The sequence below is a fragment of the Paraburkholderia rhynchosiae genome, assembly GCF_002879865.1.
In the GTDB taxonomy this organism is placed as follows: domain Bacteria; phylum Pseudomonadota; class Gammaproteobacteria; order Burkholderiales; family Burkholderiaceae; genus Paraburkholderia; species Paraburkholderia rhynchosiae.
Map to the genome: position 1 here is coordinate 142,117 of NZ_PNXY01000003.1, position 26,314 is coordinate 168,430.

The 26,314-nt window shown below is 61.7% G+C and carries 20 protein-coding genes, 1 other RNA gene and 1 pseudogene; 18 read left to right on the forward strand and 4 right to left on the reverse strand.

Annotated features, from left to right (window positions below; genetic code table 11):
- The first annotated feature begins 25 nt into the window (after window positions 1-25).
- From C0Z16_RS05320 to C0Z16_RS05330, 3 genes and pseudogenes are all read left to right on the forward strand, one after another.
- Window positions 26-1,219, forward strand: coding sequence for an HlyD family secretion protein (locus tag C0Z16_RS05320; protein WP_102631150.1), 1,194 nt, complete (start codon window positions 26-28; stop codon window positions 1,217-1,219).
- Window positions 1,220-1,221: 2 nt separating this feature from the next.
- A pseudogene (locus C0Z16_RS05325) lies at window positions 1,222-3,323 on the forward strand (peptidase domain-containing ABC transporter).
- A complete protein-coding gene (locus C0Z16_RS05330; RefSeq protein WP_102631151.1) occupies window positions 3,316-4,932 on the forward strand; it encodes a TolC family outer membrane protein in 1,617 nt (538 codons plus the stop codon). The pseudogene C0Z16_RS05325 and the gene C0Z16_RS05330 overlap by 8 nt, the downstream one beginning before the upstream one ends.
- 144 nt (window positions 4,933-5,076) lie before the next feature.
- Here the strand turns inward: C0Z16_RS05330 and ssrA are convergent.
- The 4 genes from ssrA to ompA all read right to left on the reverse strand — a co-directional run bounded on the left by ssrA (window position 5,077) and on the right by ompA (window position 7,855).
- Window positions 5,077-5,446: a transfer-messenger RNA gene (ssrA, locus tag C0Z16_RS05335) on the reverse strand.
- 116 nt (window positions 5,447-5,562) lie between these two features.
- Window positions 5,563-6,276, reverse strand: coding sequence for a phosphoglycolate phosphatase (gene gph, locus C0Z16_RS05340; RefSeq protein WP_102631152.1), 714 nt, complete (start codon window positions 6,274-6,276; stop codon window positions 5,563-5,565).
- A gap of 29 nt (window positions 6,277-6,305) precedes the next feature.
- Window positions 6,306-7,004, reverse strand: a complete 699-nt coding sequence (gene ubiG / locus C0Z16_RS05345) for a bifunctional 2-polyprenyl-6-hydroxyphenol methylase/3-demethylubiquinol 3-O-methyltransferase UbiG (RefSeq protein WP_102631153.1) — start codon at window positions 7,002-7,004, stop codon at window positions 6,306-6,308.
- 203 nt (window positions 7,005-7,207) lie between these two features.
- The gene (gene ompA / locus C0Z16_RS05350) at window positions 7,208-7,855 is read right to left on the reverse strand and encodes an outer membrane protein OmpA (protein WP_102631154.1); all 648 of its coding nucleotides are present in this window, start codon (window positions 7,853-7,855) and stop codon (window positions 7,208-7,210) included.
- 475 nt (window positions 7,856-8,330) lie between these two features.
- Here ompA and gyrA point away from each other — a divergent pair, with 475 nt between their 5' ends.
- The 15 genes from gyrA to rfaD all read left to right on the forward strand — a co-directional run bounded on the left by gyrA (window position 8,331) and on the right by rfaD (window position 26,274).
- Window positions 8,331-10,967 carry a DNA gyrase subunit A gene (gene gyrA, locus C0Z16_RS05355; protein ID WP_102631155.1) on the forward strand — a complete coding sequence of 879 codons (2,637 nt, stop codon included), beginning with the start codon at window positions 8,331-8,333 and terminating at the stop codon, window positions 10,965-10,967.
- 121 nt (window positions 10,968-11,088) lie between these two features.
- On the forward strand, window positions 11,089-11,691 hold the full coding sequence (locus C0Z16_RS05360) for a DUF2059 domain-containing protein (protein ID WP_102631156.1): 603 nt from the start codon (window positions 11,089-11,091) through the stop codon (window positions 11,689-11,691).
- A 314-nt stretch (window positions 11,692-12,005) separates the two neighbouring features.
- Window positions 12,006-13,088: a 3-phosphoserine/phosphohydroxythreonine transaminase gene (serC, locus tag C0Z16_RS05365; RefSeq protein ID WP_102631345.1), complete on the forward strand. Its 1,083-nt coding sequence runs from the start codon at window positions 12,006-12,008 to the stop codon at window positions 13,086-13,088.
- A gap of 76 nt (window positions 13,089-13,164) precedes the next feature.
- Window positions 13,165-14,247: a prephenate dehydratase gene (gene pheA, locus C0Z16_RS05370; protein WP_102631157.1), complete on the forward strand. Its 1,083-nt coding sequence runs from the start codon at window positions 13,165-13,167 to the stop codon at window positions 14,245-14,247.
- A 99-nt stretch (window positions 14,248-14,346) separates the two neighbouring features.
- Window positions 14,347-15,459, forward strand: coding sequence for a histidinol-phosphate transaminase (hisC, locus tag C0Z16_RS05375; protein WP_102631158.1), 1,113 nt, complete (start codon window positions 14,347-14,349; stop codon window positions 15,457-15,459).
- 52 nt (window positions 15,460-15,511) lie between these two features.
- The gene (locus C0Z16_RS05380) at window positions 15,512-16,453 is read left to right on the forward strand and encodes a prephenate dehydrogenase (RefSeq protein ID WP_102631159.1); all 942 of its coding nucleotides are present in this window, start codon (window positions 15,512-15,514) and stop codon (window positions 16,451-16,453) included.
- Between the two features lie 19 nt (window positions 16,454-16,472).
- Window positions 16,473-17,777 (forward strand): 3-phosphoshikimate 1-carboxyvinyltransferase, encoded by a 1,305-nt coding sequence (gene aroA / locus C0Z16_RS05385; RefSeq protein WP_102631160.1) that lies wholly within the window; start codon window positions 16,473-16,475, stop codon window positions 17,775-17,777.
- Window positions 17,778-17,812: 35 nt separating this feature from the next.
- Window positions 17,813-18,499: a (d)CMP kinase gene (gene cmk, locus C0Z16_RS05390; protein ID WP_102631161.1), complete on the forward strand. Its 687-nt coding sequence runs from the start codon at window positions 17,813-17,815 to the stop codon at window positions 18,497-18,499.
- Between the two features lie 187 nt (window positions 18,500-18,686).
- Complete coding sequence (gene rpsA / locus C0Z16_RS05395) at window positions 18,687-20,420, forward strand: 30S ribosomal protein S1 (RefSeq protein ID WP_020068971.1); 1,734 nt, start codon at window positions 18,687-18,689, stop codon at window positions 20,418-20,420.
- Window positions 20,421-20,547: 127 nt separating this feature from the next.
- Entirely contained in the window at window positions 20,548-20,871 is a 324-nt protein-coding gene (locus C0Z16_RS05400) for an integration host factor subunit beta (protein ID WP_006050255.1), read from the forward strand.
- A 272-nt stretch (window positions 20,872-21,143) separates the two neighbouring features.
- Window positions 21,144-21,437: a LapA family protein gene (locus C0Z16_RS05405; protein WP_102631162.1), complete on the forward strand. Its 294-nt coding sequence runs from the start codon at window positions 21,144-21,146 to the stop codon at window positions 21,435-21,437.
- 70 nt (window positions 21,438-21,507) lie between these two features.
- Window positions 21,508-22,683 (forward strand): lipopolysaccharide assembly protein LapB, encoded by a 1,176-nt coding sequence (lapB, locus tag C0Z16_RS05410; RefSeq protein ID WP_102631163.1) that lies wholly within the window; start codon window positions 21,508-21,510, stop codon window positions 22,681-22,683.
- Between the two features lie 81 nt (window positions 22,684-22,764).
- Entirely contained in the window at window positions 22,765-24,168 is a 1,404-nt protein-coding gene (locus tag C0Z16_RS05415; RefSeq protein WP_102631164.1) for a UDP-glucose dehydrogenase family protein, read from the forward strand.
- A complete protein-coding gene (gene rfaE1, locus C0Z16_RS05420; RefSeq protein ID WP_102631346.1) occupies window positions 24,134-25,141 on the forward strand; it encodes a D-glycero-beta-D-manno-heptose-7-phosphate kinase in 1,008 nt (335 codons plus the stop codon). The genes C0Z16_RS05415 and rfaE1 overlap by 35 nt, the downstream gene beginning before the upstream one ends.
- A gap of 140 nt (window positions 25,142-25,281) precedes the next feature.
- A complete protein-coding gene (rfaD, locus tag C0Z16_RS05425; protein WP_102631347.1) occupies window positions 25,282-26,274 on the forward strand; it encodes an ADP-glyceromanno-heptose 6-epimerase in 993 nt (330 codons plus the stop codon).
- Window positions 26,275-26,314 lie beyond the last annotated feature (40 nt).

The following is a 26,314-nucleotide window of genomic DNA, read 5'->3' on the forward strand; positions in this document are numbered from 1 at the left end:
GCTGGCATCCGGCAGCAACGAGGCTATGGAACCGATCTATCTCCCACAATTCAGGGACGTCTCGTGGCGTTGGCTCGCCTATGCGGCGTCCACGCTCGTTATCGTCGCGGTCGTTTTCGCATTTGTTCACGACGTCGAGCTGAAACAGGACGTGCGCGCGGAAATTGTGTCGCCGTCCGAAATCAAGATTCAGGGGCTGAGCGGCCTCGTCTCCGACATTTATGTGAGCACCTCTGCGCGCGTCGGGCAGGGAGCACCGCTCTTCAGGCTGGAGCGCGATCTTTCGCTTGCGAGCGACGGTCGGCCGCGTCCCGCTTTTGACGCGCATGACCGGGACGAGCAGATTCGCACGAGCGATGCGCAATACACGCAGCGCAAGGCCGACCTGAGCGCGCAACTGGACGCCGCGCGTCTTGCCGGGCAAAGCCGTCGGGCGGAAATTCTGGCGCTTGATGAGCAATTGAGCCAGAACCAGCAGTTGGCCAACGAAGCGCAACGCACGGTGGCGCGGCTCGAATCGGTGTCGGACTATGTCACCGCGGACCGCATTGAACAGGCGAGGGCGGTGACGCATCAGTCGAAGGTAGCGGTCGCGCAAAGCGCCGCGCGCCGTCAACAGTTGAACGCCGAACTCGGCGCGGCACTCGGCACGCAAACGGGCCTCGGCGCGCAGCTAGCCGAACTTGAAGCGCGCCATGCACGCGAGCTCCAGGACATTCGTATGCGGTTCGAGCAGATCCGCCAGGACGCGACCATTTCCGCGCCGAAGGCAGGCGTCGTTACCTTTTCGGGCCTTGTTCCTGGTCGCACGCTCGCCGCGGACGACGTGGCGCTCGTGATATCGACGGGCGAAAAGGGGCCGTTGCGCGCTGCATTGCGTATTCCTTCGCGCCGGCGTGGCTTTATCCGCGAAGGACAAGTCGTGCGGCTCAAGTTCGACGCGTTTCCTTATGCAAAATTCGGCAGCTACGCGGCGCGCATCGATTCGATTTCCCGCACCACCGTGCGATCCGGGATGTCGCCGGTGGGCGCTTCGGAGCCGCGCAGTTCGCAAGGCGACTACATGGCGTGGGCCACGTTAAGCGACGACCAGTTCAAGTTCGAACGGCAACGCTTCGACATTCTGCCCGGTATGGCCGCGACGGCGAGCATCGTGATCGAACGCCGTACCATCGCCGAATGGGTGCTGGCGCCATTTTTCCGCATGCTGAGAGCTTGACGATGCGCGCGATCTATCAAAATGAAGTTGCCGAGTGCGGCTACGCGTGTCTCGCGATGGTCCTGTCGCACTTCGGTCGAGCCATCGAAGTGCGCGAGTTGCAGGCATCAGGCCGATCTCTGCCAACGGCTTGACGCTGATGGACCTGTACGACGTCGCGGTCGAATTCGGTCTCGCCGTCCAGGCGTACCGCTTTGACGCCGGCGATCTGCCGAGCATCAAGCGCGGTTCGATCCTGCATTTCGGCGGCGCGCATTTTGTGGTCTTCGAGAATTGCGGGCGCGGCTATGTGCAAGTGATCGATCCGGCGAGCGGCCGGCGGCGCATTTCCATGGACACTTTTGTCGCGAATGTGTCCGGCTACCTGCTCGAATGTGCGCCGACGCCAGCCATGCCGCGTGTGCGCAACAAGTCGCGTGTGCCAGGAGCGCTGGCCCGCGTGCGTGCGCTCAATCCGCAACTCACCCCGCAAATCGCCAAGGTGATGTTCGTCGCGCTTGGCAGCCAGTTCGCGATTCTCGCCATGCCATACCTCGGCAATCTGTTGCTCGACGACGTCGTCGCCGCTGACAACCTCAACCTGCTCAACGTGCTGATGCTGACATTTGCCGGCGTTTTTATCGTCGGCGCGTTGAGTCAGTACGTTCAGACATACCTTGTCGAACTTGTGCACGGTTTGGTGCAGATGAGCATGACCGAGGGAATCGTGGCGCAACTGTTGCGCAACCCGATACCGTACTTCGAGAAGCGTCACGTTGGCGATCTGTTTGCGCGCGTGAAGGCGCAGGACGAAATCAGCGCCTTCACCACGCGGACTACGATCTCAGCCGGCATCGACGTCGCCGTCGGCACCCTCGCGCTCGCATTGATGCTGGTGCAAAGCAGGCAACTGACGGTGATCGCGGTGCTGATTTTCATGGTCTACGTGGCCGTTTCGTTTGCGCTCTTTTCGCGCATGCGCGACACGCATGCACTGGTGCTCGAAGAGTCCGCGCGCTGCGACGACACGCTAATCGAAACGATCCGCGCTGCTTCGTTGATCAAGCTGTCGCAGGGCGAGATGCGGCGCACGGCGATGTTCATGGCGAAATATCGCGCGTACATCGCGGCGTTGGTGCAGAACAGCCGCCTGGCGAGCGCACGCGACGCGATCCTCAAACTTGTCGACTACGCGGACATGATCGCGGTGAGCTGGTTCGCCGCGGGTCTGATGCTAAGCGGCACGATTTCGGTGGGCGTGTTCTATTCGTTTCTGATCTACAAGTCGCTGCTGTCCGATCGCTTTGCGCGAGCCGTCAACGCGGCCTTCGAGTATTTCATGCTGAGTGTTCCAGTCGCGCGCGTGGGCGATATCGTCGATGGCGAAGCGGAACGGTACACGCCGCCCGGCGAGATGCATAAGGCCGTCGAGGTGCGCATTTTCGAGTGCATCGATGTGCGCGGCGTCACATTCCGCTACGGCGTTTCCGATCAACCGGTGCTCAAGGACGCGAACATCGTCATCCGTCGGGGCGACAAGATCGTGATTACCGGCGCGTCGGGAAGCGGCAAGTCGACGCTCTTCAAGCTGCTTGCGGCAGCCGAGCCGCTGCAGGAAGGCGAGATCACGTTAAACGGAATTGCCTGGCCAAATCTCAGCGTCGATGAAATCCGCCGACATGCTGTTCATATGCGGCAGGGCGATCTGATCCTGCACGGCTCGATTGCCGAGAACGTCTCGCTTTTCGCGGGCAATCCAGACGAGGCGCGAATTCACGCATTGCTTGACGACGTCGGTTTGCTGCCCGACGTCATGCGCTTGCCGATGCGCACGCGAACCGTGATTAGCGACACGATCGCGAATATTTCGGCGGGCCAGCGGCAACGTTTGCTGCTCGCGCGGGCGTTGTATCAGCAACGAGAGCTGCTGCTGCTCGATGAGCCGACTTCGAATCTCGACCCGACATCCGTGCGGCATGTCGTCGACTTGTTGCGGCGTCTCGAACGCACGGTGGTGGTGATTACGCATGACATGTCGCTGGCTGCGGCGTTCGACACGCGCTATCGATTGGTCGATGGTGAACTGGTATGCGAGGCTCGCGAGGGAGTGATGGTGGATGAATAAGCGCACGATGGCGGGCGCACTGCTTGTGTTCACCGGTGTGGCTTATGCGGGCGCCGCGGCGGCGGTCGATTTGCTCACCGTAGTTGAGCAGAGCACCGATCATGACGCGGACCTGGCGGCCTTTCGCGCGGGCTCGAGAGCCGCGGGCGAGGCCGTGCCGAAGGCCCGCGCGGCGCTACTGCCGCAACTGGCGGGAGGTTGGGGGCGCGCGTACAACAGTACGGTCACGGAAGGTATTCCGAACACCCACTACTGGCAGAACGGATGGACTGTCGCGCTGACGCAGCCGGTTTTCGACTGGAACAGATGGACCACCTATAAGCAGGCGGACTTTGTTCAGGCGCGGGGCGCGGTGGATCTCGCGCGTGCGCAGCAAACGACCATTCTGCGAGCCGTGCAAACGTACTTCGACGAACTGGCTGCCGAGGACGAACTGACACGCGCTGACGACTACACGGCGGCGCTAGATGGGCACCTGGACGAGTTGCGCCGTCGACGACGGGCCGGCGAGGCCACGGTGATCGATGTGCAGGAAGCCGAGGCCGCGCGCGAACAGGCGCGGTCGCAACAACTGGATGCCCGCGACGACTTGCAATTGAAACGGCTCGCGCTGGAACACATCACGGGCCAGCGGTTTGCGGGGTTGTCGCGCTTGTCGCACGCCGCGGGCATGCCGGCACTTCACCCGGACGACATGGAAAGCTGGACCTCGCAAGCCGAGGCGCACGACTACCCGGTGCAATTGAAGCAGATCGACCGGCGCATTGCCGAACTCGAAGTCGAGAAGGCTCGCGCAGCGCGGTTGCCGGTCGTGAATCTGACGGCGAGCCATACGCCGGCTGGCGCAGCGTCCGGCTACATTCGTCCGACGACGACAACGACGGCGATGCTATCGGTAACCATTCCGATTTTCGAAGGCGGCGCAACGAGCGCGAACATCGACGAAAAGTTGGCACTCGAGGACAAGGCGCAGGACGAACTGGTTGCAGCGACACGGTTGGCGGGGGCGAGTGCGCGGGAATACTGGTCGCGCTTTCGTGCCGGCGTCGCTCGGGTCGAAGCGCTATCGCGATTGGTGCAGAGTTCTCTCGCCGCGCTCAACGCGACGAAGGTCGGCTACCGCGTGGGCAGTCGCGCGAGCACGGATGTGCTGCGGGCATCGGACGCGTTTTTCGCGAATCGCCGAGATCTCATCCGGGCACGGTATGCAACAGTCGTTGCGCTTCTCCAGCTCAAGGCGGCAGCGGCAAGCCTGAATCTCGACGAGGTGGCGCGTGTTAATGAACTGGTGCTGAACGTCGCGGACGGTCAGGCGGTGCGTCGGATGGATGTGCGACACGCGGCGGTTGATGCGAAGGTGGAGCGGGCGGTAGTTGGGGCGGAGGTGCCGCGGGCCGCGGTCGAAGCCAAGGCGGAACGCGCGGCAGTGGAAGCGGAGGTGGAGCGGGCGGTGGTTGGTGCGGGGGTGCAACGCGCGGCAGTGGGTGCCGGAATCGAGCGGGCGGTAGCCGGTTCGGACATACCACTGGCGGTAGTCGGCGGGGACGCGCAGCCCGCGGCGATCGACGCGGCCGTGCAACGCGCGCTGGCCTCCATCCGCCAGCAATAAGCGCCTATGCAGACCCGCGCCGCATAAGTCGCGATGGGTCGGGAACGCCACGCAGCAGCATCGGCGACCTAAAGACAAAAAACCCCGAGCGGCTGACGCCGTCGGGGTATTCGTTGAGGCATTGCCATTTGCCTGCAAGGTGTCTGGTGGAGGCGGCGGGAATCGAACCCGCGTCCAGAAGCACTCTACGACCAGTTCTACATGTTTAGTTCTGTCATTTGATTTAACCATAATGACGCGGACGAACACGCTGCACTACGGCGATTCACTAAGTTTTCGACCCGGACGTCGTGACTCCGTCAAGGCTTAACTGACGTATATGACCTCTGTCGGTATTGCTACCGGTCTTGCGACTCTAGCCCGTCAGTGAACTAGGCAGAGGACGGCGGCCCTTAGGCTGCCAGTGCGAACGTATCGTCGTTTGCAGTTACGTTTTTCCCATTGATTAACGAGGTGACGGGTCCTCGACATGCCCTAGCCGCTTTGCAACCCCTGTCGAAACCAGGTCGCCCCCGCGGTTCGTTGCTCTAACTTCGAGCCAAAGTAGATTTTACAATAAATTGACGGCCGTGTCCTGGCGCATATAAGTCAGGCCGTTGCGAGGCCCTGGGTGCCGGCGCGCGGACGGCGTTAGCCGATGTCCCGCAGCAGTCTCTGCAGTTCGGCTGGCGACTGAACGACATGCTGCGCATGCCACTGCGTCGGCGGGATGTCGTCGCCGCAGTAGCCGTAGGCCGCGGCCACCGTCTTCATGCCGGCGGCGAAACCGGCTTGCACGTCGCGCAGGTCGTCGCCGACGTAGACGATGCGTTCCGGCACCACGTCCAGTTCGCGCGCCGCGTGGAGCAACGGCGCGGGGTGGGGCTTCGAATGCGCTGTGGTGTCGCCGCTCACAACGCAGCCCGCGCGCTCTTCCAGCCCGAGCTGCGCGACCAGCGGTTCCGTGAGCCGCGCGACCTTGTTCGTGACGATGCCCCAACGCACGCCGCGTGCGTCGAGTTGATCGAGCAATTCGGGGATGCCGGGGAACAGCGTAGTCTCGATGCACAGGTCCGCTTCGTAGTTGGCGAGGAACTCCTCGCGCATCGACGCGAACTCGTGGTCCTCCGGTCTGATGCCGAACGCTCCACAGATCAGCCCTCGCGCGCCTGCGGACGCAAGCGGCCGCAGCTTTTCGAGCGGAACCATGTCCAGCCCACGATCATGACGCATCTTGTTGACGGCGGCGGCGAGATCGGGCGCCGTGTCGGCTAGCGTGCCGTCCAGGTCGAACAGCACGGCTTGGCAAAGACCGAGTGCATCTTCGTTGTCTTGATGTTGAGGCAGGGGCGTGGGATCGCTCATTGATTCAATGTGTCGGCGGGTAGGGCGGCTCAGGCGTCACGGCGGCAGGCGAGCATGTAGTTCACGCTCGTGTCGGCGGACAGCGCGAAGTGCTTGCTGAGCGGGTGATAGACGATACCTTTGATGTCGGCTGTGCGCAGGCCGGCGGCACGGACAAAGCCCGCGAGTTCCGACGGGAGGATGAAGCGCGCGTAGTCGTGCGTACCCTTGGGCAGCATCCGGGCGATGTATTCGGCACCGATCACCGCGAACAGGTAGGACTTCACGTTGCGGTTGAGGGTGGAAAAGAATACCCATCCGCCCGGTTTGACCAGAGTCTTGCACGCCTCGACGATCGCGGCCGGCTGCGGCACGTGCTCGAGCATTTCCATGCACGTGACGACGTCGTAAGTGGCCGGCTCCCGCGCGGCTAAAGCCTCAGCGGCGATTTCTTCGTAATTAACGGTTACACCGCTTTCAAGGCTATGAAGATCCGCGACCCCGAGCGCCTCGCTCGACAGGTCAATGCCCTTGACGTGCGCGCCCAAGCCTGCCATGGACTCAGACAGAATGCCGCCACCGCAGCCGATGTCCAGCACGTGCTTGCCCGCCAGATGCGCGTGGGCGTCTATCCAGCTGAGGCGAACCGGGTTCAGTTCGTGCAGCGGTTTGAATTCGGCATTCGGGTCCCACCAGCGATGCGCGAGGTCGCTGAATTTCTGCAGTTCGTGGGGATCGGCGTTGGTCATGGCAAAGCTGCCTCGATGAGAGCGGTGAGCGGGCGCTCGAGGATAAACCCGGAGTATATAGGCGAGGGGCCGGGGCGGCAAAATGACAGTTGCGGACAGAGCCAGCGTGGCCGGGCGGACCGCAGATCGAATCGCCATCAGCCGGTCGGCGCATAAAAAAAGCCCCGCAAAAGCGGGGCTTTGATACTGCGGTATTTTGTAGCTTACTGCTTCGAAGTACCCACAACTTCGACTTCCACGCGACGATCCGGTGCGAGGCAGCCAATGAGTTGCTTGCGGTTCTTCTGGTTGCAGCCGGTCGTGACCGGGTTGCGCTTGCCTTTGCCTTCCGTATAGATACGGTTGGATTCGATGCCCTTGCTGACCAGGTAGGACTTCACAGCTTGAGCGCGACGCAGCGACAGACGGTCGTTGTACTTGTCCGAACCGATGCGGTCGGTGTAACCCGTTGCCACGACGACTTCCAGGTTCAGGCCTTGGATCTTCGATGCGAGATCGTCCAGCTTTTCCTTGCCAGCCGGCTTGAGGATAGCCTTGTCGAAGTCGAACAGCGTGTCAGCTTGATACGTGATCTTCTGGCTGGTGATAGCCGGTGCCGGTGCGACCGGAGCCGGCGGCGTCGGAGCCTGGGCAACCAGTGCGCCGTCGCACTTTGCGTTGGCCGTTGCCGGCGTCCAGAATGCATCGCGCCAGCAAAGCTCGTTCGTGCCGTTCATCCACACGTATTCGCCAGTACCATTCACCCAGTTGTCATTGGTAGCTTGTCGCGACGCCGGCACCGACTGTGCCATTGCGGATGCAGCCATAACTGCGGTAGCTGCAATGAACGCGAGCTTTGAAAGTTTATTCATATTTCTCCTCTCGAATTTGAGATTACCGCAGGTTTACTGCGAGCCTGTTGACGAAGACAAGTCATACATTGCTCGAAGTATAACATCGGTGCCAAACAAAAAACGTTGTGTGTAGACTTCGAGCAGTGTCTGACTCTTTGTGCGTTGGCATTTTGCCATATCGTTCCCTTCCGACGATAAAAAAATCCGCCCCCGATCAAATCACCCCCCAATTGTGGTGCATGCGCAACAGAAGCAATCGCCCGGAGCGTCCCGCCAGTCATGGCTGAGCGGCGAATTGCCCTACGCACGAATCGAGCCTGCCGGGCTCAAATCCAGCGCGCCGCCGCGCCGTTTCCGCGCGCGTACTAATAGGTATACGTCACCCCGCCAGGCCCGGATTCCCGGCATGTTAGAATCGCGTGATGCGTTGCGCCTGCAATGCTTACGCGAGGCGCCGTTTTCCGGTCGCCTTCGCACGTAAAAGATACGGATAATGGATCAATTCGCCAAAGAGACTCTGCCAATCTCCCTTGAGGAGGAAATGCGCCGTTCGTATCTCGATTACGCGATGAGCGTGATCGTAGGGCGTGCGCTTCCCGACGTTCGCGATGGCCTGAAGCCGGTGCACCGGCGCGTGCTATACGCGATGCACGAACTGAACAATGACTGGAACCGCGCGTATAAGAAGTCGGCGCGTATCGTCGGCGACGTCATCGGTAAGTACCACCCGCACGGCGACACGGCTGTTTATGACACCATCGTCCGGATGGCGCAGAATTTCTCGCTGCGCTACATGCTGGTGGACGGTCAGGGCAACTTCGGTTCGGTCGACGGCGACAACGCCGCGGCCATGCGTTACACCGAAATCCGCATGGCGAAGATCGGCCACGAGCTGCTTGCCGACATCGACAAGGAAACCGTCGACTTCACGCCGAACTACGACGGCAGCGAAAACGAGCCGGCCATCCTGCCGGCGCGCATTCCCAATCTGCTGATCAATGGCTCGTCCGGCATCGCGGTCGGTATGGCGACCAACATTCCGCCGCACAATCTGAACGAGGTTGTCGACGCATGCCAGCACCTGCTCAAGAATCCTGAAGCCACGATCGACGAGCTGATCGAGATCGTTCCGGCGCCCGATTTCCCGACCGCCGGCATCATCTACGGCGTCGCCGGCGTGCGCGACGGTTATCGCACCGGCCGCGGCCGCGTGGTGATGCGCGCGCTCACGCACTTCGAGGAAATCGACCGCGGCCAGCGCATGTCGATCATCGTCGACGAACTGCCGTACCAGGTGAACAAGCGCTCGCTTCTCGAGCGTATCGCCGAACTGGTCAACGAGAAGAAGCTGGAAGGCATTTCGGATATTCGCGACGAGTCCGACAAGAGCGGCATGCGCGTCGTGATCGAACTGAAGCGCGGCGAGGTGCCGGAAGTCGTTCTCAACAATCTGTATAAGGCGACCCAGCTTCAGGACACCTTCGGCATGAACATGGTCGCGCTCGTCGACGGCCAGCCGAAGCTGCTGAATTTGAAGGAGATGCTGTCGTGCTTCCTGTCGCATCGGCGGGAAGTGCTGACGCGGCGCACTGTATACGAACTGCGCAAGGCCCGCGAACGTGGGCATGTGCTCGAAGGCCTGGCGGTCGCGCTCGCCAACATCGACGAGTTCATCGCAATCATCAAGGCCGCGCCGACTCCGCCGATTGCGAAGCAGGAATTGATGGCGCGTCCGTGGGATTCGTCGCTGGTGCGGGAAATGTTGTCGCGCGCCGAGACGGAAAACGCATCGGCCGGTGGCCGCGAAGCCTATCGTCCTGACGGACTGAATCCGTCCTTCGGTATGCAGGCCGACGGCCTCTACCGTTTGTCCGACACCCAGGCTCAGGAAATTCTGCAGATGCGTCTGCAACGCCTGACCGGCCTGGAACAGGACAAAATCATCGGCGAATACCGCGACGTCATGGCGCAGATCGCTGACCTGCTGGACATCCTGGCTCGTCCCGAGCGCATTACGGCGATCATCGTCGACGAACTCACGTCGATCAAAGCCGAATTCGGCGACGCGCGCCGCTCGAAGATCGAGCTGAACGCCACGGAACTGAACACCGAAGACCTGATTACGCCGCAAGAGATGGTCGTGACCATGTCGCACGCCGGCTATGTGAAATCGCAGCCGTTGTCCGAATATCGCGCCCAGAAGCGCGGCGGTCGCGGCAAACAGGCGACTTCCATGAAGGAAGACGACTGGATCGACACGCTCTTCATTGCGAACACGCACGACCATATTCTGTGCTTCTCCAACCGCGGCCGCGTGTATTGGGTCAAGGTCTATGAAGTGCCGCAAGGCTCGCGTAACTCGCGCGGCCGCCCAATCGTCAACATGTTCCCGCTGCTGGAAGGCGAGAAGATCACGGTTGTGCTGCCGGTCAAGGAATTTTCGGCAGACAAGTTCGTGTTCATGGCAACCGCGTTAGGAACGGTAAAGAAGACGCCGCTCGAAGCCTTTAGCCGACCGTTGCGCAAGGGTATTATTGCGGTCGGTCTGGATGACGGCGACTACCTGATCGGCGCGGCCATCACAGACGGTCAGCACGACGTGATGCTGTTCTCGGATTCGGGCAAGGCGGTTCGCTTCGACGAGAACGACGTGCGGCCAATGGGCCGTGAGGCGCGCGGCGTGCGCGGCATGCAGCTCGAAGACGGCCAGAACGTGATTGCGTTGCTGGTGGCGGGCGACGAGCAGCAGTCGGTGCTCACCGCAACGGAAAACGGCTTCGGCAAGCGCACCCCGATCACCGAGTACACGCGGCACGGCCGGGGCACGAAGGGCATGATCGCGATCCAGACGTCGGAGCGTAACGGCAAGGTCGTCGCCGCTACGCTGGTGGATCAGGAAGCGCAGATCATGCTGATTACCAATACGGGCGTTCTGATTCGTACGCGCGTGTCGGAAATTCGAGAAATGGGCCGTGCAACCCAAGGTGTTACACTCATCAGCCTTGACGAAGGGACCAAGCTTTCAGGTCTGCAACAGGTTGCCGAAGCGGAAGCGGATGTCGATGTGGAAGGCGACGCCGAAGGTCCCGCAGAGGGTGGCAACGGCGGTGAAGACGGCGGTGTGGCCTGATCCGCGTCGCGGCTCCGCTTTCGGTGACCGGTTGAAAGCTGCGCAGGAAATAACGGTGTGTCGGGCCGACATACTTTCCGCGCAGCTAGCAGTTCAAGTTAATTTCTATTAGGGAGTAATGATGCAGAAACGATTCAAACAACTGGCGTTGCTGGCTGCCCTCGTGCCGACGTTTGCCATGGCTCAAGCGCTTCAGAGCCAGGCTCCGTCGGCTCCGGCTGCTGCCGCGGCACCGGTTGATCCGGCCAAGCAGGCTGCAATCAAGGACCTGCTGGACGCAATCGACGCACAGAAGCTCGTCGGCGCAATCGGCAACAGCGCGCAAATGCAAGCCAAACAACTGGTTCCGGCGATCCTGTCGGACGCGCTGAGCGAAAACAAGTCGATGACGGACAAGCAGAAGCAGGCTTCCGTCCCGTCGCTGCAAAAGAACGCAGTGCCGAAGCTGGTTGACGGCGCAGGCCAGGTCTTCGCGACGGACGGCTTCCGCCAGGACGCAATGCAAGCTCAGTACGACGCGTACGCGAAGTACTACAGCACTTCGGAAATCAAGGATCTGACTACGTTCTACAAGAGCCCGACCGGCCGCAAGTTCATCCAGGTGCAAGACCAGGTTGGCCGCGACGTCGTCAACGGCTTGATGCAAAAGTACATGCCGCAATCGATCAAGGCAACGCGTGACCAGGCCGACAAGGAAGTCGCTTCGGTGAAGCCGGCTAAGTAAGCCCTGAAGCGAAAGGTTGCGCTGACACTGCGCTAGCGCGCCATCCGGCAGGCCTGGTTCCAGGGCTGCCGCGTTTGGCGGGTTGGCGGTGACAATGCGATAATGGCCGTTTGCGCACATGCGCAAACGGCCATTATTTTTTTCGGTGTGAAATTGTCGATGCGACTGCGGTTTTATCAGTCAGCAGCCAGTCACGCTGGTCAATTTCCGTCGGCTAAATGGGGTAGTCAGTTTCCGGTAGGTTGCTTTCGCGGCGGTCACTTCGCCGATTTTTGCGCGATCTTTCATTGTCGCGCGGCTTTCAGGATCTCACGATGCGCGTGTTTAATTTCTCCGCCGGCCCAGCGGCCATGCCCGAAGAAGTGCTGCGTCAGGCAGCCGACGAAATGCTCAATTGGCAAGGCAGCGGCATGAGCGTGATGGAAATGAGCCATCGCGGGAAAGAGTTCATGTCGATCCACGAGGAAGCGCTCCTGGATTTGCGCGAACTGCTGGCCGTACCCGCGAGCCATCGCATCCTGTTCCTGCAAGGCGGCGGTCTCGGCGAAAACGCAATCGTGCCGATGAACCTGCTCGGCGCCAAGCCGCGTGCCGATTTCGTGATTACGGGATCGTGGTCGCAAAAGTCGTTTAAGGAAGCGCAAAAGTACGGCGCGGTGCATCTTGCGGCAAGCGGCCAGACCGCCGACGGTTTCACGCGCGCGCCCGTATTTTCCGAATGGCAACTGTCGGACGACCCGGCTTACGTGCATCTCTGCACGAACGAGACGATTCACGGCGTCGAGACGTTCGAAATTCCCGACCTCGGCGACATTCCGCTGGTGGCGGACGCGTCGTCGCACATCCTGTCGCGGCCCATGGACATCGCCAAATACGGCGTGCTGTTCGGCGGCGCCCAGAAGAACATCGGCATGGCGGGGGTGACAGTGGTAATCGTTCGCGAGGACATGCTGGATCGCGCGCTGGCTATTTGCCCGTCGGCGTTCGAATGGAAGACCGTCGCCGAGAACAATTCCATGTACAACACGCCGCCCACGTACGCGATCTACATCGCGGGGCTGGTGTTCAAGTGGCTCAAGAAGCAGGGCGGCCTGGCTGCAATGGAAGCGCGTAATCTCGAGAAGTCGAAGCTGTTGTACGACACAATCGACTCGAGCAGCTTCTATCTGAACAAGGTCGAGCTTGGCTCGCGCTCGCGGATGAACGTACCGTTCTTCCTCGCCCACGAGTCGCGCAACGAAGAATTCCTGGCCGGCGCGAAGGCACGGGGAATGGTACAGCTCAAGGGCCACAAGTCTGTCGGCGGCATGCGGGCGTCGCTTTATAACGCCGTCCCGCTCGAAGGCGTCAAAGCGCTTGTCGAATACATGAAGGAATTCGAACAGCGCAGCGCCTGAGTGCTTCGGCATTCGGCGCGCGCATCCTTTCCAGCGCGCATTTTTCCAGCAGCTACCGGCAGGACCGTTTTCACGCATGGACGACGAACTCAATAATCGACTCAAACCTCTTCGCGAACGCATCGACGCGCTCGACGCGCAGTTGATCGCGCTCCTCAATCAGCGCGCTGCGGTGGCGCTCGAAGTCGGTGAAGTCAAGAAGCATTTCAACGCGCCGGTGTTTCGCCCCGAGCGCGAACAGCAGGTGATCGCGCGTCTCCAGGACATGAGCGAAGGGCCGCTCGCGAGCGAGCATATCAGCGCGATCTGGCGCGAGATCATGGCGGCAAGCCGCGCGCTCGAGAAGACCATCAAGGCGGCGTACCTCGGGCCGGTTGGCACCTACAGCGAACAGGCCATGCACGAGTACTTCGGTCAGTCGATCGAAGGTCTGCCGTGTCCGTCGATCGACGAAGTGTTCCGCTCGGTCGAAGCGGGCGCCGCCGAATTCGGCGTCGTGCCGGTCGAGAATTCGACGGAAGGCGCGGTGTCGCGCACGCTGGATCTGCTGCTGCAAACGCAGCTGACAATCGGCGGCGAACTGGCCTTGCCGATTCATCACAACCTGTTGACCCTGAACGGCGGCCTCACCGGCGTGACGCGCGTTTGCGCGCATGCACAAGCGCTCGCTCAATGCCAGCGCTGGCTTGCGACGAACGCGCCGCATCTGGAGCGCCAGGCAGTGTCGAGCAACGCCGAAGCGGCGCGCATGGCGGCGGACGATCCGAGCGTCGCGGCTATCGCAGGTGATCGCGCCGCGACTCACTACGGTTTGCAAGTGGCCTACGCGTTGATTCAGGACGACCCGCACAACCGCACCCGCTTCGTGATGATCGGCAAGGAACGCACGGGCGCAAGCGGTCATGACCAGACGTCGCTGATCGTGTCGGTGGCGAATGAGCCGGGAGCGGTGTTCAAGCTGCTGGAGCCGCTCGCACGCCACAGCGTCTCCATGACCCGCTTTGAATCGCGTCCCGCGCGCGTGGGCACGTGGGAGTATTACTTCTATATTGACGTCGAAGGACACCGCGACGATCCGGCAGTCGCCGCCGCGCTTACCGAACTCGGCGCGAAGGCTGCATTCCTGAAAATTCTGGGCTCGTATCCGCGTGCCCGTTAAGCATCATCAGGCGGCGGTCAGACGTCAATTTGGCAGTACGCCCGCAGCACTATGCGCGCACATCAGCCGCGACTTTTCTAATAATTGTTCGGAGATTTCATGACAACGTCCTTCGGTCCTTCTTACGTGCGCGCTATTGCGCCCTACATCGCGGGCAAGCCGATTTCGGAAGTGGCGCGCGAGTTTGGGCTGGACGAAGCGAACATCGTGAAGCTCGCATCGAACGAAAATCCGCTCGGCATGCCCGAGTCGGCCAAGCGCGCGATGGCGCAAGCGGCGAGCGAGTTGGGCCGCTATCCCGATGCGAACGCGTTCGAATTGAAGGCCGCGTTGAGCGAGCACTACGGCGTGCCGTCGGAGTGGATCACGCTCGGCAACGGCAGCAATGACATTCTCGAAATCGCCGCGCACGCGTTCGTCGAGAAAGGACAGTCGATCATCTATGCGCAGTATTCGTTCGCGGTTTATGCGCTAGCCACACAAGGCCTCGGCGCGCGCGCGATCGTCGTGCCGGCTGTGAAGTACGGCCATGATCTCGACGCGATGCTTGCCGCGATCACCGACGACACACGGCTGATCTTCGTCGCCAACCCGAACAATCCGACTGGCACGTTCATCGAAGGTCCGAAGCTCGAAGCGTTTCTCGACAAAGTGCCGCGCAACGTCGCAGTTGTATTGGACGAGGCCTACACGGAATATCTGCCGGCAGAAAAGCGCTACGACTCTATTGAGTGGGTTCGCCGTTACCCGAATCTGCTGGTGTCGCGCACGTTCTCGAAGGCGTTCGGCCTTGCGGGCTTGCGCGTCGGCTTTGCAATTGCACAGCCGGAGTTGACCGATCTTCTTAACCGTCTGCGTCAGCCGTTCAATGTCAACACGCTCGCGCAAGCCGCGGCGGTCGCTGCGCTCAACGACAAGGCGTTTCTGGAGAAGAGCGCGGCGCTGAACGCGCAGGGGTATCGCCGCGTGACCGAAGCGTTCGACAAGCTGGGCCTCGAATACGTGCCGTCGGACGGCAATTTCGTGTTGGTCCGCGTCGGCAACGACGACGCGGCGGGCAATCGCGTGAATCTGGAATTGCTGAAGCAGGGCGTGATCGTGCGTCCGGTGGGCAACTACGGATTGCCGCAGTGGCTGCGCGTGACAATCGGCCTTCCGGAAGAAAACGAAGCGTTCATCGCGGCGCTTGAAAAAACTCTCGCCGCCGTATAGGCGGCGAATTTTGACCCGCGCGCCTCGTCGGCATGAAAGGCGCGCTTTTTCTGTGACCGACGTGGCCGCGTTCTCATTTAACAAGCTGGTGATTTTCGGTGTCGGCCTGATCGGCGGATCGCTTGCGCGCGCGCTGCGTGAGCGCGGGGAAGCGGATGGGGCGCGTACGGTGATCGCTGTAGCCCGCTCGGCTACATCGAGTGCGCGCGCGCTGGAACTCGGCGTGATCGACAGTGCGGCGGCGTTGAATGACGACGCTGCGCTGCGCGAAGCGCTTGCCGGCGCGGATGTCGTGCTGCTCGCCGCGCCCGTCGCTCAGACGGGACCGTTGCTCGAACGCATCGCACCGTTTCTGGACGCGAAGACGATCATTACCGATGCCGGCAGCACCAAGTCCGACGCGGTCGCGGCCGCTCGTGCCGCGCTCGGCGCGCGCATCGGCCAGTTCGTGCCGGGCCATCCGATTGCCGGCCGCGAGGCAAGCGGCGTCGACGCGGCGTTGGCCGACCTGTATGTCGGCCGCAACGTGGTGTTGTGTCCGTTGCAGGAGAATGCGCCGGAGACAGTGGAGCGCGTCGCGGCAATGTGGCGCGCGACCGGCGCTCTGGTGCGCAACATGGCGCCCGAGCAGCACGACCGCGTATTTGCGTCGGTCAGCCATTTGCCGCACGTGTTGTCGTTCGCGCTCGTCGAGCAGATTCTCAATTCGCCCGATGCTGCGCTGAAATTTTCCTTTGCCGCGGGCGGTTTCCGCGACTTCACGCGCATTGCTGCGTCGAGCCCGGAAATGTGGCGCGACGTGTGCGTCGCGAACCGCGCGGCGCTGCTCGACGAACTCGACGCCTACACGGCGGTGCTCGCGCGCCTGCGCACGGCCATTGAAGCCGCAGACGGCGCCGCGCTCGAAGCCGTGTTCGCGCGCTCGCGTGTGGCGCGCACCGAATGGCAGGAGCAGCGCGCTGGCGGCGTTGCGTCAAGCGACGCGTCCAAATAACCGGAAACTGGACTCAATCATGGAATTCCTCGATCTCGGACCATTTTGTCGTGCGTCCGGCACGATTCGTCTGCCCGGCTCCAAGAGCATCTCGAACAGGGTGCTGCTGTTGGCAGCGCTCGCCGAAGGCGAAACGACGATCACGAATCTGCTCGATTCCGACGACACTCGCGTGATGCTCGATGCGCTCGAAAAGCTCGGCGTGCGGGTCAAGCGCGACGGCGACACGTGCGTCGTGACCGGCACGCGCGGCGCTTTCACGGCGCGCACGGCTGACCTGTTTCTCGGCAACGCGGGCACGGCGGTTCGTCCATTGACCGCGGCGCTCGCGGTGAATGGCGGTGACTACCGCATCCACGGCGTGCCGCGCATGCATGAGCGGCCGATCGGCGATCTCGTCGACGGATTGCGGCAAATCGGCGCGAGAATCGACTACGAAGGAAGTGACGGCTATCCGCCGCTGCGGATTCGCCCGGCGCAGATTTCCGCCGAGGCGCCGATTCGTGTGCGCGGCGACGTATCTAGCCAGTTCCTCACTTCGCTGCTGATGACGCTGCCGCTGCTGCGCACCGGGAGCGGTGTGAGCACCGTGCAGGTGGACGGCGAACTGATCTCGAAGCCTTATATCGAGATCACGATCAAGCTGATGGCGCGCTTTGGCATCAACGTCGAGCGCAATGGCTGGCATCAGTTCGTCGTGCCGGCGGGGCAGCGCTATCAGTCGCCGGGCACGATCATGGTGGAAGGCGATGCGTCGTCGGCGTCTTATTTTCTCGCCGCGGGCGCGCTCGGCGGCGGGCCGCTGAAGGTGGAGGGCGTCGGCCGGGCCAGCATTCAGGGCGATGTCGGTTTTGCGGATGCGCTGATCAAGATGGGCGCAAACCTGCAAATGGGCGAGGACTGGATCGAAGTGCGCGGCGTCGGTCACGACAACGGCAAGCTCGACCCCATCGACATGGACTTCAATCTGATCCCCGACGCCGCGATGACGATTGCCGTCGCCGCGTTGTTCGCGGACGGCACGACCACGCTGCGTAACATCGCGAGCTGGCGCGTGAAGGAAACCGACCGCATCGCGGCGATGGCGGCGGAACTCCGCAAGGTCGGCGCGAAGGTGCAGGAGGGCGACGACTTCCTCGTCGTCACGCCGCCTGAAAAACTGATTCCGAACGCCTCGATCGACACGTACGACGACCACCGCATGGCGATGTGCTTTTCGCTCGTGAGCCTCGGTGGCGTGCCGGTCCGGATCAACGACCCGAAGTGTGTCGGCAAGACATTTCCCGATTATTTCGAGCGCTTCACGGCGCTCGCTCAACCCTGATTCGTGTACGAATCGCCCGACGTGCGACTTTTTCGATGAAACCGATCCGTCCCTTTCACCAGACGCCCGTCATTACGATCGACGGCCCCAGTGCCTCCGGCAAAGGCACCGTGGCCGCGCTGGTTGCCGCAAGCCTCGGCTTCCATCTGCTGGACAGCGGCGCGCTGTACCGGCTTGCCGCGCTCGCCAGCCTTCGCTACAACGTGCCCGCGGACGACGTCGAAGCGCTTGTACAACTGATCGACGATCTGCATATCACGTTTCGTGAAAGCCTGGCGCAACTCGACGGCGTGGATGTTTCGGCGGAAATTCGCGCCGAGGAAGTCGGCAGCCGCGCCTCGGCGATCGCAGTGCATGCGCCCGTGCGCGCCGCGCTGGTGGCGCGCCAACGGGCTTTCCGCAAGGAGCCTGGACTGGTCGCGGACGGTCGCGACATGGGCACGGTCATCTTCCAGGATGCCGTGCTGAAAGTGTTCATGACGGCCAGCGTGGAGGCCCGCGCGACGCGGCGGCATAAGCAATTGATACAAAAAGGATTTTCTGCTAATATAGATGACTTGCTCCGGGATTTGCGTGAGCGCGACGAGCGTGACAGTCAGCGCGCAGCCGCGCCGCTTAAGCCCGCAGCGGATGCAAAGCTGCTCGATACCTCCGCCTTGTCGGTCGATCAGGCGGTCGAGCAGGTGGTGCAATGGTATGAAGCTCTGGTCCCGCAGGCGTAACTGGAAGATGCGTGAATTATGCGCGAAGTATGCGTCGCGCATAAGTTGGCGGCCGTAGTCGTAGTTCCATTGTGTGTTGGTGCTTCGCGATGGTCGCGGAGCGTTGAATTAACCCTTTAACCCCGCGTGGCATTCGCATTCTTGCCGTAGTTGCTGACCGTCCGGCCAGCCGGGCAGCGCGAGAACCATGCAAATTTCGATTTTTATGTCCGACCTGCAAACCTCTACCCCGAATACCGAATCTTTTGCGGCTCTGTTCGAAGAGTCGCTGACCAAGCAAGACATGCGCGCCGGCGAAGTGATCTCCGCCGAAGTCGTGCGTGTTGACCACAACTTTGTGGTCGTCAACGCTGGTCTCAAGTCCGAAGCCTACATCCCGCTCGAAGAGTTCCTGAATGACGCGGGCGAGGTAGAAGTGCAGGCGGGCGACTTCGTTTCCGTCGCGATCGACGCGCTGGAAAACGGCTATGGCGACACGATCCTGTCGCGCGACAAGGCGAAGCGTCTGGCTTCGTGGCTGTCGCTGGAAAAGGCTCTCGACAACAACGAACTCGTGACCGGCACGATCACGGGCAAGGTCAAGGGCGGCATGACCGTGATGGTCAACGGCATCCGCGCGTTCCTGCCGGGTTCGCTGGTCGACACGCGTCCGGTCAAGGACACGACCCCGTACGAAGGTAAGACGCTCGAATTCCGCGTCATCAAGCTTGACCGCAAGCGTAACAACGTCGTGCTGTCGCGCCGCGCCGTGATCGAAGCAACCCAGGGCGAAGAGCGCGCAAAGCTGCTCGAAACGCTGAAGGAAGGCGCGATCGTGGAAGGCGTGGTGAAGAACATCACCGACTACGGCGCGTTCGTGGACCTGGGCGGTATCGACGGCCTGCTGCACATCACCGACATCGCATGGCGTCGTGTGCGTCACCCGAGCGAAGTTCTGTCGGTTGGCCAGGAAGTCACCGCGAAGATCCTCAAGTTCGATCAAGAGAAGAACCGCGTTTCGCTGGGCATCAAGCAACTCGGCGACGATCCGTGGGAAGGCATTTCCCGCCGTTACCCGTCGGGCACGCGCCTGTTCGGTAAGGTTACGAACATCACCGACTACGGCGCATTCGTCGAAGTGGAATCGGGCATCGAAGGCCTCGTCCACGTGTCGGAAATGGACTGGACGAACAAGAACGTTGCACCGTCGAAAGTTGTGCAGCTGGGCGACGAAGTCGAAGTCATGGTTCTCGAAATCGACGAAGACCGCCGCCGTATCAGCCTCGGCATGAAGCAGTGCAAGCCGAACCCGTGGGACGACTTCAGCCGCAACTTCAAGAAGGGCGACAAGCTGCAAGGCGCGATCAAGTCGATCACCGACTTCGGCGTCTTCATCGGTCTGCCGGGCGGCATCGACGGTCTGGTCCATCTGTCGGACTTGTCGTGGTCGGAAACGGGCGAAGAAGCAGTTCGCAAGTACAAGAAGGGCGACGAAGTGGAAGCGATCGTTCTCGGCATCGACGTCGAGAAGGAGCGCATTTCGCTGGGTATCAAGCAGCTCGAAGGCGACCCGTTCAGCAACTTCGTTGCAATGAACGACAAGGGTTCGATCGTCGACGGCGTGGTCAAGACGGTGGACGCGAAGGGCGCAGTGGTTCAGCTGTCGGCTGAAGTCGAAGGCTACCTGCGCGCTTCCGAAATCGCACAAGACCGCGTGGAAGACGCTCGCAACGTGCTGAAGGAAGGCGACAAGGTCAACGCGATGATCATCAACATCGATCGCAAGTCGCGCGGCATCAACCTGTCGATCAAGGCCAAGGATTCGGCTGAGCAACAGGAAGCGATTCGCGGTCTGGCTTCGTCCGATTCCAGCGCGGCTGCTACCGGCACGACCAACCTCGGCGCGCTGTTGAAGGCCAAGCTCGACGGTCAGAACCAGTAATAGAGGATCGCCCCGAAAGCTGTCGCTTCGCGGCGGGGCCCCTGATGGGGCAATCCCCCACAAGGGGACTTCCTGCGAGCGAAAAATTTGGGGCGGCCCGGCGTTTTCTTGAGAGGTCTGCTGCAGTATGACCAAATCGGAATTGGTCGCCCAACTGGCTACGCGTTTTCCGCAGCTCGTATTAAAAGACGCGGATTTTGCGGTAAAGACGATGCTTGATGCGATGTCGGAGGCGCTCGCCAAAGGCCATCGCATCGAAATTCGCGGCTTTGGCAGCTTCGGCCTGAACCGCCGTCCTTCCCGGGTCGGACGCAACCCGAAGTCAGGCGAAAAGGTGTTGGTACCTGAGAAGTATGTGCCGCACTTCAAGCCGGGCAAGGAATTGCGCGAGCGGGTAGATCGTCGCGCGGGTGAGCCGTTGAAGGCCGAAGAGCCGGATGACGATCTCTAAGTGCTCCGCTGTGCGCGCTGTACATCTCGCAGCGTGGCATTGGTAGTGTCAGCGGCCAATGCCAGTCGGCAAAAGACCAGAAAAAGCGCCTTCGGGCGCTTTTTTTTGCCCGCATTTTGCCGGGTACTGTTCCGTAAGTCCGCAATCCGCCAGTTCCTGCCCAGCCGCAAGGGCTTCAATTACAATACGGGTCACTTCGGCGCGGGCAACACCGTGGCGCGACGCGTCATCAGGCCGGCGTCACCTCGCAATTGCCGTCAAGAGATCTATTCATGAAATTTATCGTCTGGCTGATCCGTGTATTGGTGTTCGTGCTGCTGCTGGTGCTCGCACTCTCCAATACACAACCCGCTACGCTGAATTTCCTCGCTGGCTATGCCTGGTCGGCGCCGCTCATCCTGATTGGCCTCGCGTTCTTCGTGGTGGGGCTGCTCGCCGGACTGGTTTCGTCGATGCCGGCGGTGGTCCGCCTGCGCATGGAGAACGGCCGGCTCAAGCGCGAGTTGCGTGTGGCGCGCGAGGTGCCGGTCGTCGTTGAACAGCCGCCTATGCCGCCGCTGATCTGATGTTCTCGCTCGCCGCGCGCAGCGGGCGCGGCATTCCGTTTCTGCCTTTCGGCTCATTTGCATTCATCGCATGGATCTAGATTTCTGGTGGCTGCTCGTCATACCCGTCGCGTTTGCGTTCGGCTGGATGGCTGCGCGCTACGACCTTAAGACGCTGCTGTCAGAAAGCGCCAACCTGCCGCGTTCATATTTCCGCGGCCTGAACTTCCTCCTTAATGAGCAGCCAGACCAGGCGATCGACGCGTTCATCGAAGTCGTCAAGCTCGATCCTGAAACGGTCGAACTGCACTTCGCGCTGGGCAACCTGTTCCGCCGCCGCGGTGAGACGGACCGCGCGATTCGCGTGCATCAAAATCTCCTGAGCCGCGCCGATCTGCCGGTCAGTGAGCGCGATCACGCGCTGTTCGAACTCGGGCAGGACTTCCTGAAAGCCGGCCTGCTGGACCGCGCGGAGGAAACCTTCGGTTCGCTAGAAACGGGCGACTACGCATTGGGCGCGCAGCGCGCGCTGCTTACCATCTACGAAATCGAGAAGGACTGGATCAAGTCGATCGACACCGCGCGCCATCTGGAAACGATGGGCGCCGAATCGCTCGACAAGGAAATTGCCCAGTTCCATTGCGAGCTTGCGCAGGAAGCGCTGCAACAGAAAAATGCGGACGAAGCGCGCCGGCAGCTCGGTTTTGCGCTGAAGGCGAATCCCACCAACGTGCGCGCTACGATTCTGTTCGGCGATGTCGACGCAACCGCCGGCGCACACGAAGCAGCGATTGCACAATGGCGGCGCGTCGAGGAGCAGAACCCGGCCTATTTGCCGCTCGTCGCCGAAAAGCTGATGAAGGCTTATGAAGCGCTCGGCCGTGCGCAGGATGGCGCCGATCTGCTCACTACCTGGGTGGACCGCTATCCGACCAACGATCTGCTCGACGTCGCGTACCAGCACGTCGCGTCGCTGCGCGGGGCCGACGCGGCTCACGCGCTGGCGCGCTCGCAGATGCAGAAGTCGCCGAATCTCGCGGGCATGACGCGGCTGCTCGAAGCGCAGCAGGCCGTCGCCGAAGAGCCACGGCGCAGCGAACTCGAACTGATGCGCACGCTGATTCGCCAGCGCACCAAAAATCTGCCGCGCTATACGTGCCAGAATTGCGGCTTCAGGGCGCGGCTTTTCTACTGGCAGTGCCCCGGTTGCAGCGGTTGGGAAACCTACGCGCCGCGCCGGGTAGAACCGATTACCGCGTCGAACTGACGCCGCGGGCGGATTTCGCATTGTGTTCATGACCGGCTTGATCGCCGGGGATCATTACCGGAACCCTCTACCGGAAAGCGTATGAAAATCACCATTATCGGCACCGGCTATGTCGGCCTCGTCACTGGCGCGTGCCTCGCTGAAATCGGCAACGACGTCTTCTGTCTCGACGTCGATCCGCGCAAGATCGAAATCCTCAATAACGGCGGCGTGCCGATTCACGAGCCGGGCTTGCAGGAAATCATTGCCCGCACGCGCGCGGCCGGCCGCATCACGTTTTCGACGGATATCGAAGCGGGCGTGGCGCATGGCGACGTGCAATTCATCGCCGTCGGCACGCCGCCTGACGAAGACGGCTCGGCGGATCTGCAATACGTGCTCGAAGCGGCGCGCAACATCGGCCGCACCATGAAGGGTTTCAAGGTAATCGTCGACAAGTCGACGGTGCCGGTCGGCACCGCACAACGCGTGCGCGCCGTGGTCGAAGAAGAGCTGGCGAAGCGTGGGCTCGCGGGTAGCGAACAGCACCGCTTCTCGGTGGTTTCGAATCCGGAGTTCCTGAAGGAAGGGGCGGCGGTCGACGACTTCATGCGCCCCGACCGCATCGTGCTCGGCATCGACGAAGACGAAGCCGGCCTGCGCGCGCGCGAACTGATGAAGCGCCTGTACGCGCCGTTCAACCGCAACCACGAACGCACGCTGTATATGGACGTGCGCTCGGCTGAGTTCACGAAATACGCAGCCAACGCGATGCTGGCCACGCGCATCTCGTTCATGAACGAAATGTCGAATCTCGCGGACCGCGTCGGCGCCGACATTGAGGCGGTACGTCGCGGTATCGGTTCGGATCCGCGCATCGGCTATCACTTCCTGTATGCCGGCTGCGGCTACGGCGGTTCGTGCTTTCCGAAGGACGTCCAGGCGCTGATCCGCGCGGCCAGTGAGAGCGGCCACAATCTGCGTATTCTCGAAGCGGTCGAGGAAGTGAACTACAAGCAGAAAGACGTGCTGGTGCAGAAGATCACGCACAAGCTCGGCGACGATCTGACTGGCCGCACGTTCGCTGTTTGGGGCCTCGCGTTCAAGCCGAATACCGACGACATGCGCGAAGCGCCGAGCCGCCGCGTGATCGGGGAGCTGCTGGCTCGCGGCGCTCAGGTGCGCGCGTACGATCCGGTCGCCGTGTCCGAAGCGCGCCGCGTCTTAGCGATGGATCTGCACGATGCACCGGGACAACTGGCGCGTCTTACGTTCACCAGCACGCAGGACGAAACGCTCACCGGTGCCGACGCGCTTGTGATCGTCACCGAATGGAAGGAGTTCAAAAGCCCGGACTTCGTGCATCTGAAGTCGGTGCTCAAATCGCCGATCATTTTCGACGGCCGCAATCTGTACGAGCCGGATGCAATGACCGAACTCGGCATCGACTATCACTCGATCGGACGCCCTTATGCCCAACCCTCTGAACTTGCGGCCGATGCCTGAAACCATGCCAGGTCCCGCTTCGCCCGCGCCGGCGCCGAAACTCACCGTCGTGCCGCGGGAGCAGCTCGCCGCCGCGCGCGTCCTCGTAGTCGGCGACGTGATGCTCGACCGCTACTGGTTCGGCGACGTCAATCGCATCTCGCCCGAAGCGCCGGTGCCGGTCGTGCACGTGCAGCGTCAGGAAGACCGGCTTGGCGGCGCGGCCAACGTCGCGCGCAATGCAGCGGCGCTCGGTGCCCAAGCGGGCCTGCTGTGCGTCGTCGGACATGACGAGCCTGGCGAGCGCATCGTGCAGTTGCTCGGAGAGAGCGGCGTGAATCCGCATCTCGAACGCGATCCGGCGCTTCTCACCACCATCAAGCTGCGGGTGCTGTCGCGTCAGCAACAGTTGCTGCGGGTCGACTTCGAGAATTTGCCGGCGCATGAAGTGCTGCTCGCCAGCCTGGCGCGTTTCGACGAATTGCTGCCCTCGCACGACGTTATCCTGATGTCCGATTACGCGAAGGGCGGCCTGACCCACGTCACGCAGATGATCGCGAGAGCGCATGCCGCGGGCAAGCCCGTGCTCGTCGATCCGAAGGGCGACGACTGGGAGCGTTACCGTGGCGCGACGTTGATCACGCCGAATCGCGTAGAGTTGCGCGAAGTGATCGGCCAGTGGAAGTCGGAAGATGACCTCATCGACCGCGTGAACACACTGCGCGCCGATCTGCAGTTCAAGGCGTTGCTGCTCACGCGTTCGGAAGAGGGCATGACGCTCTTCTCCGACGACGGCATCCTGCACGCTTCGGCCGTGGCGCGCGAAGTGTATGATGTTTCGGGCGCGGGCGACACCGTGATCGCCACGCTCGCGACCATGCTGGGCGCGGGTCTCACGCTGGTCGAGGCGGTCGGTCTCGCCAATCGCGCGGCCGGCATCGTGGTGGGCAAACTCGGCACGGCCACCGTCGACTACGACGAACTCTTTCATTGATGCGGCCCGCCCGGTCCTTCGCGGTAAGCCCACGGGCGGCGCGCAGAAAGGATCGGCGGGGCGTCAACTGAACCTGTCGATTGGAGTGGCGCTTGAGCACCTACTCCAGTCCCATGCAGGCTCATTACCGCGGGACCATCATGACCCTCATCGTCACCGGCGCGGCCGGCTTTATCGGCAGCAACCTCGTGAAAGCGCTCAACGAGCGCGGCGAACAACGCATCATCGCTGTCGACAATCTCACACGCGCGGACAAGTTCAAGAATCTCGTCGACTGCGAAATCGACGACTACCTGGACAAGAGCGAATTTCTCGAACGCTTCAGGCGTGGCGACTTTGGCAAAGTGCGGGCGATTTTCCACGAAGGCGCCTGTTCGGACACGATGGAAACCGACGGCCGCTACATGATGGACAATAACTTCCGCTACAGCCGCGACGTGCTCGATGTCTGCCTCGCGCAGAACATCCAGTTCCTGTACGCGTCTTCGGCGGCAACGTATGGCGGCTCAAGTCGCTTCGTCGAAGAGCGCGAAGTCGAGCAGCCGTTGAACGTGTACGGCTATTCGAAATTCCTGTTCGATCAGGTCATTCGCCGCGTGCTGCCCGCCGCGAAAAGCCAGATCGCCGGCTTTCGCTACTTCAACGTCTACGGCCCGCGCGAAACGCATAAGGCGCGCATGGCGTCCGTGGCGTTTCACAACTTCAACCAGTTCCGCGCCGAGGGCAAGGTCAAGCTGTTCGGCGAGTACAACGGCTATGCCGCAGGCGAACAGACGCGCGATTTTGTCTCCGTCGAAGATGTGGTGAAGGTCAACCTGTTCTTCTTCGACAACCCTGACAAGTCGGGCATCTTCAATCTGGGCAGCGGCCGCGCGCAGCCGTTCAACGACATCGCGAGCACGGTGGTCAACACGCTGCGCTCGCTGAGCAACGAGCCGCCGCTTTCGCTCGCCGACCAGGTGCAACGCGGGTTGATCGAATACATTCCGTTCCCTGACGCATTGCGCGGCAAGTATCAGTGCTTCACGCAAGCCGATCCGACGAAGCTGCGCGCGGCCGGCTATGACGCGCCGTTTCTCAGCGTGCAGGAAGGTGTCGATCGTTACGTACGTTGGCTGTTCGGCCAGGTGTGAATAATTCGGATACCTCTTTAAACTGGAATCTCCCGGTTGG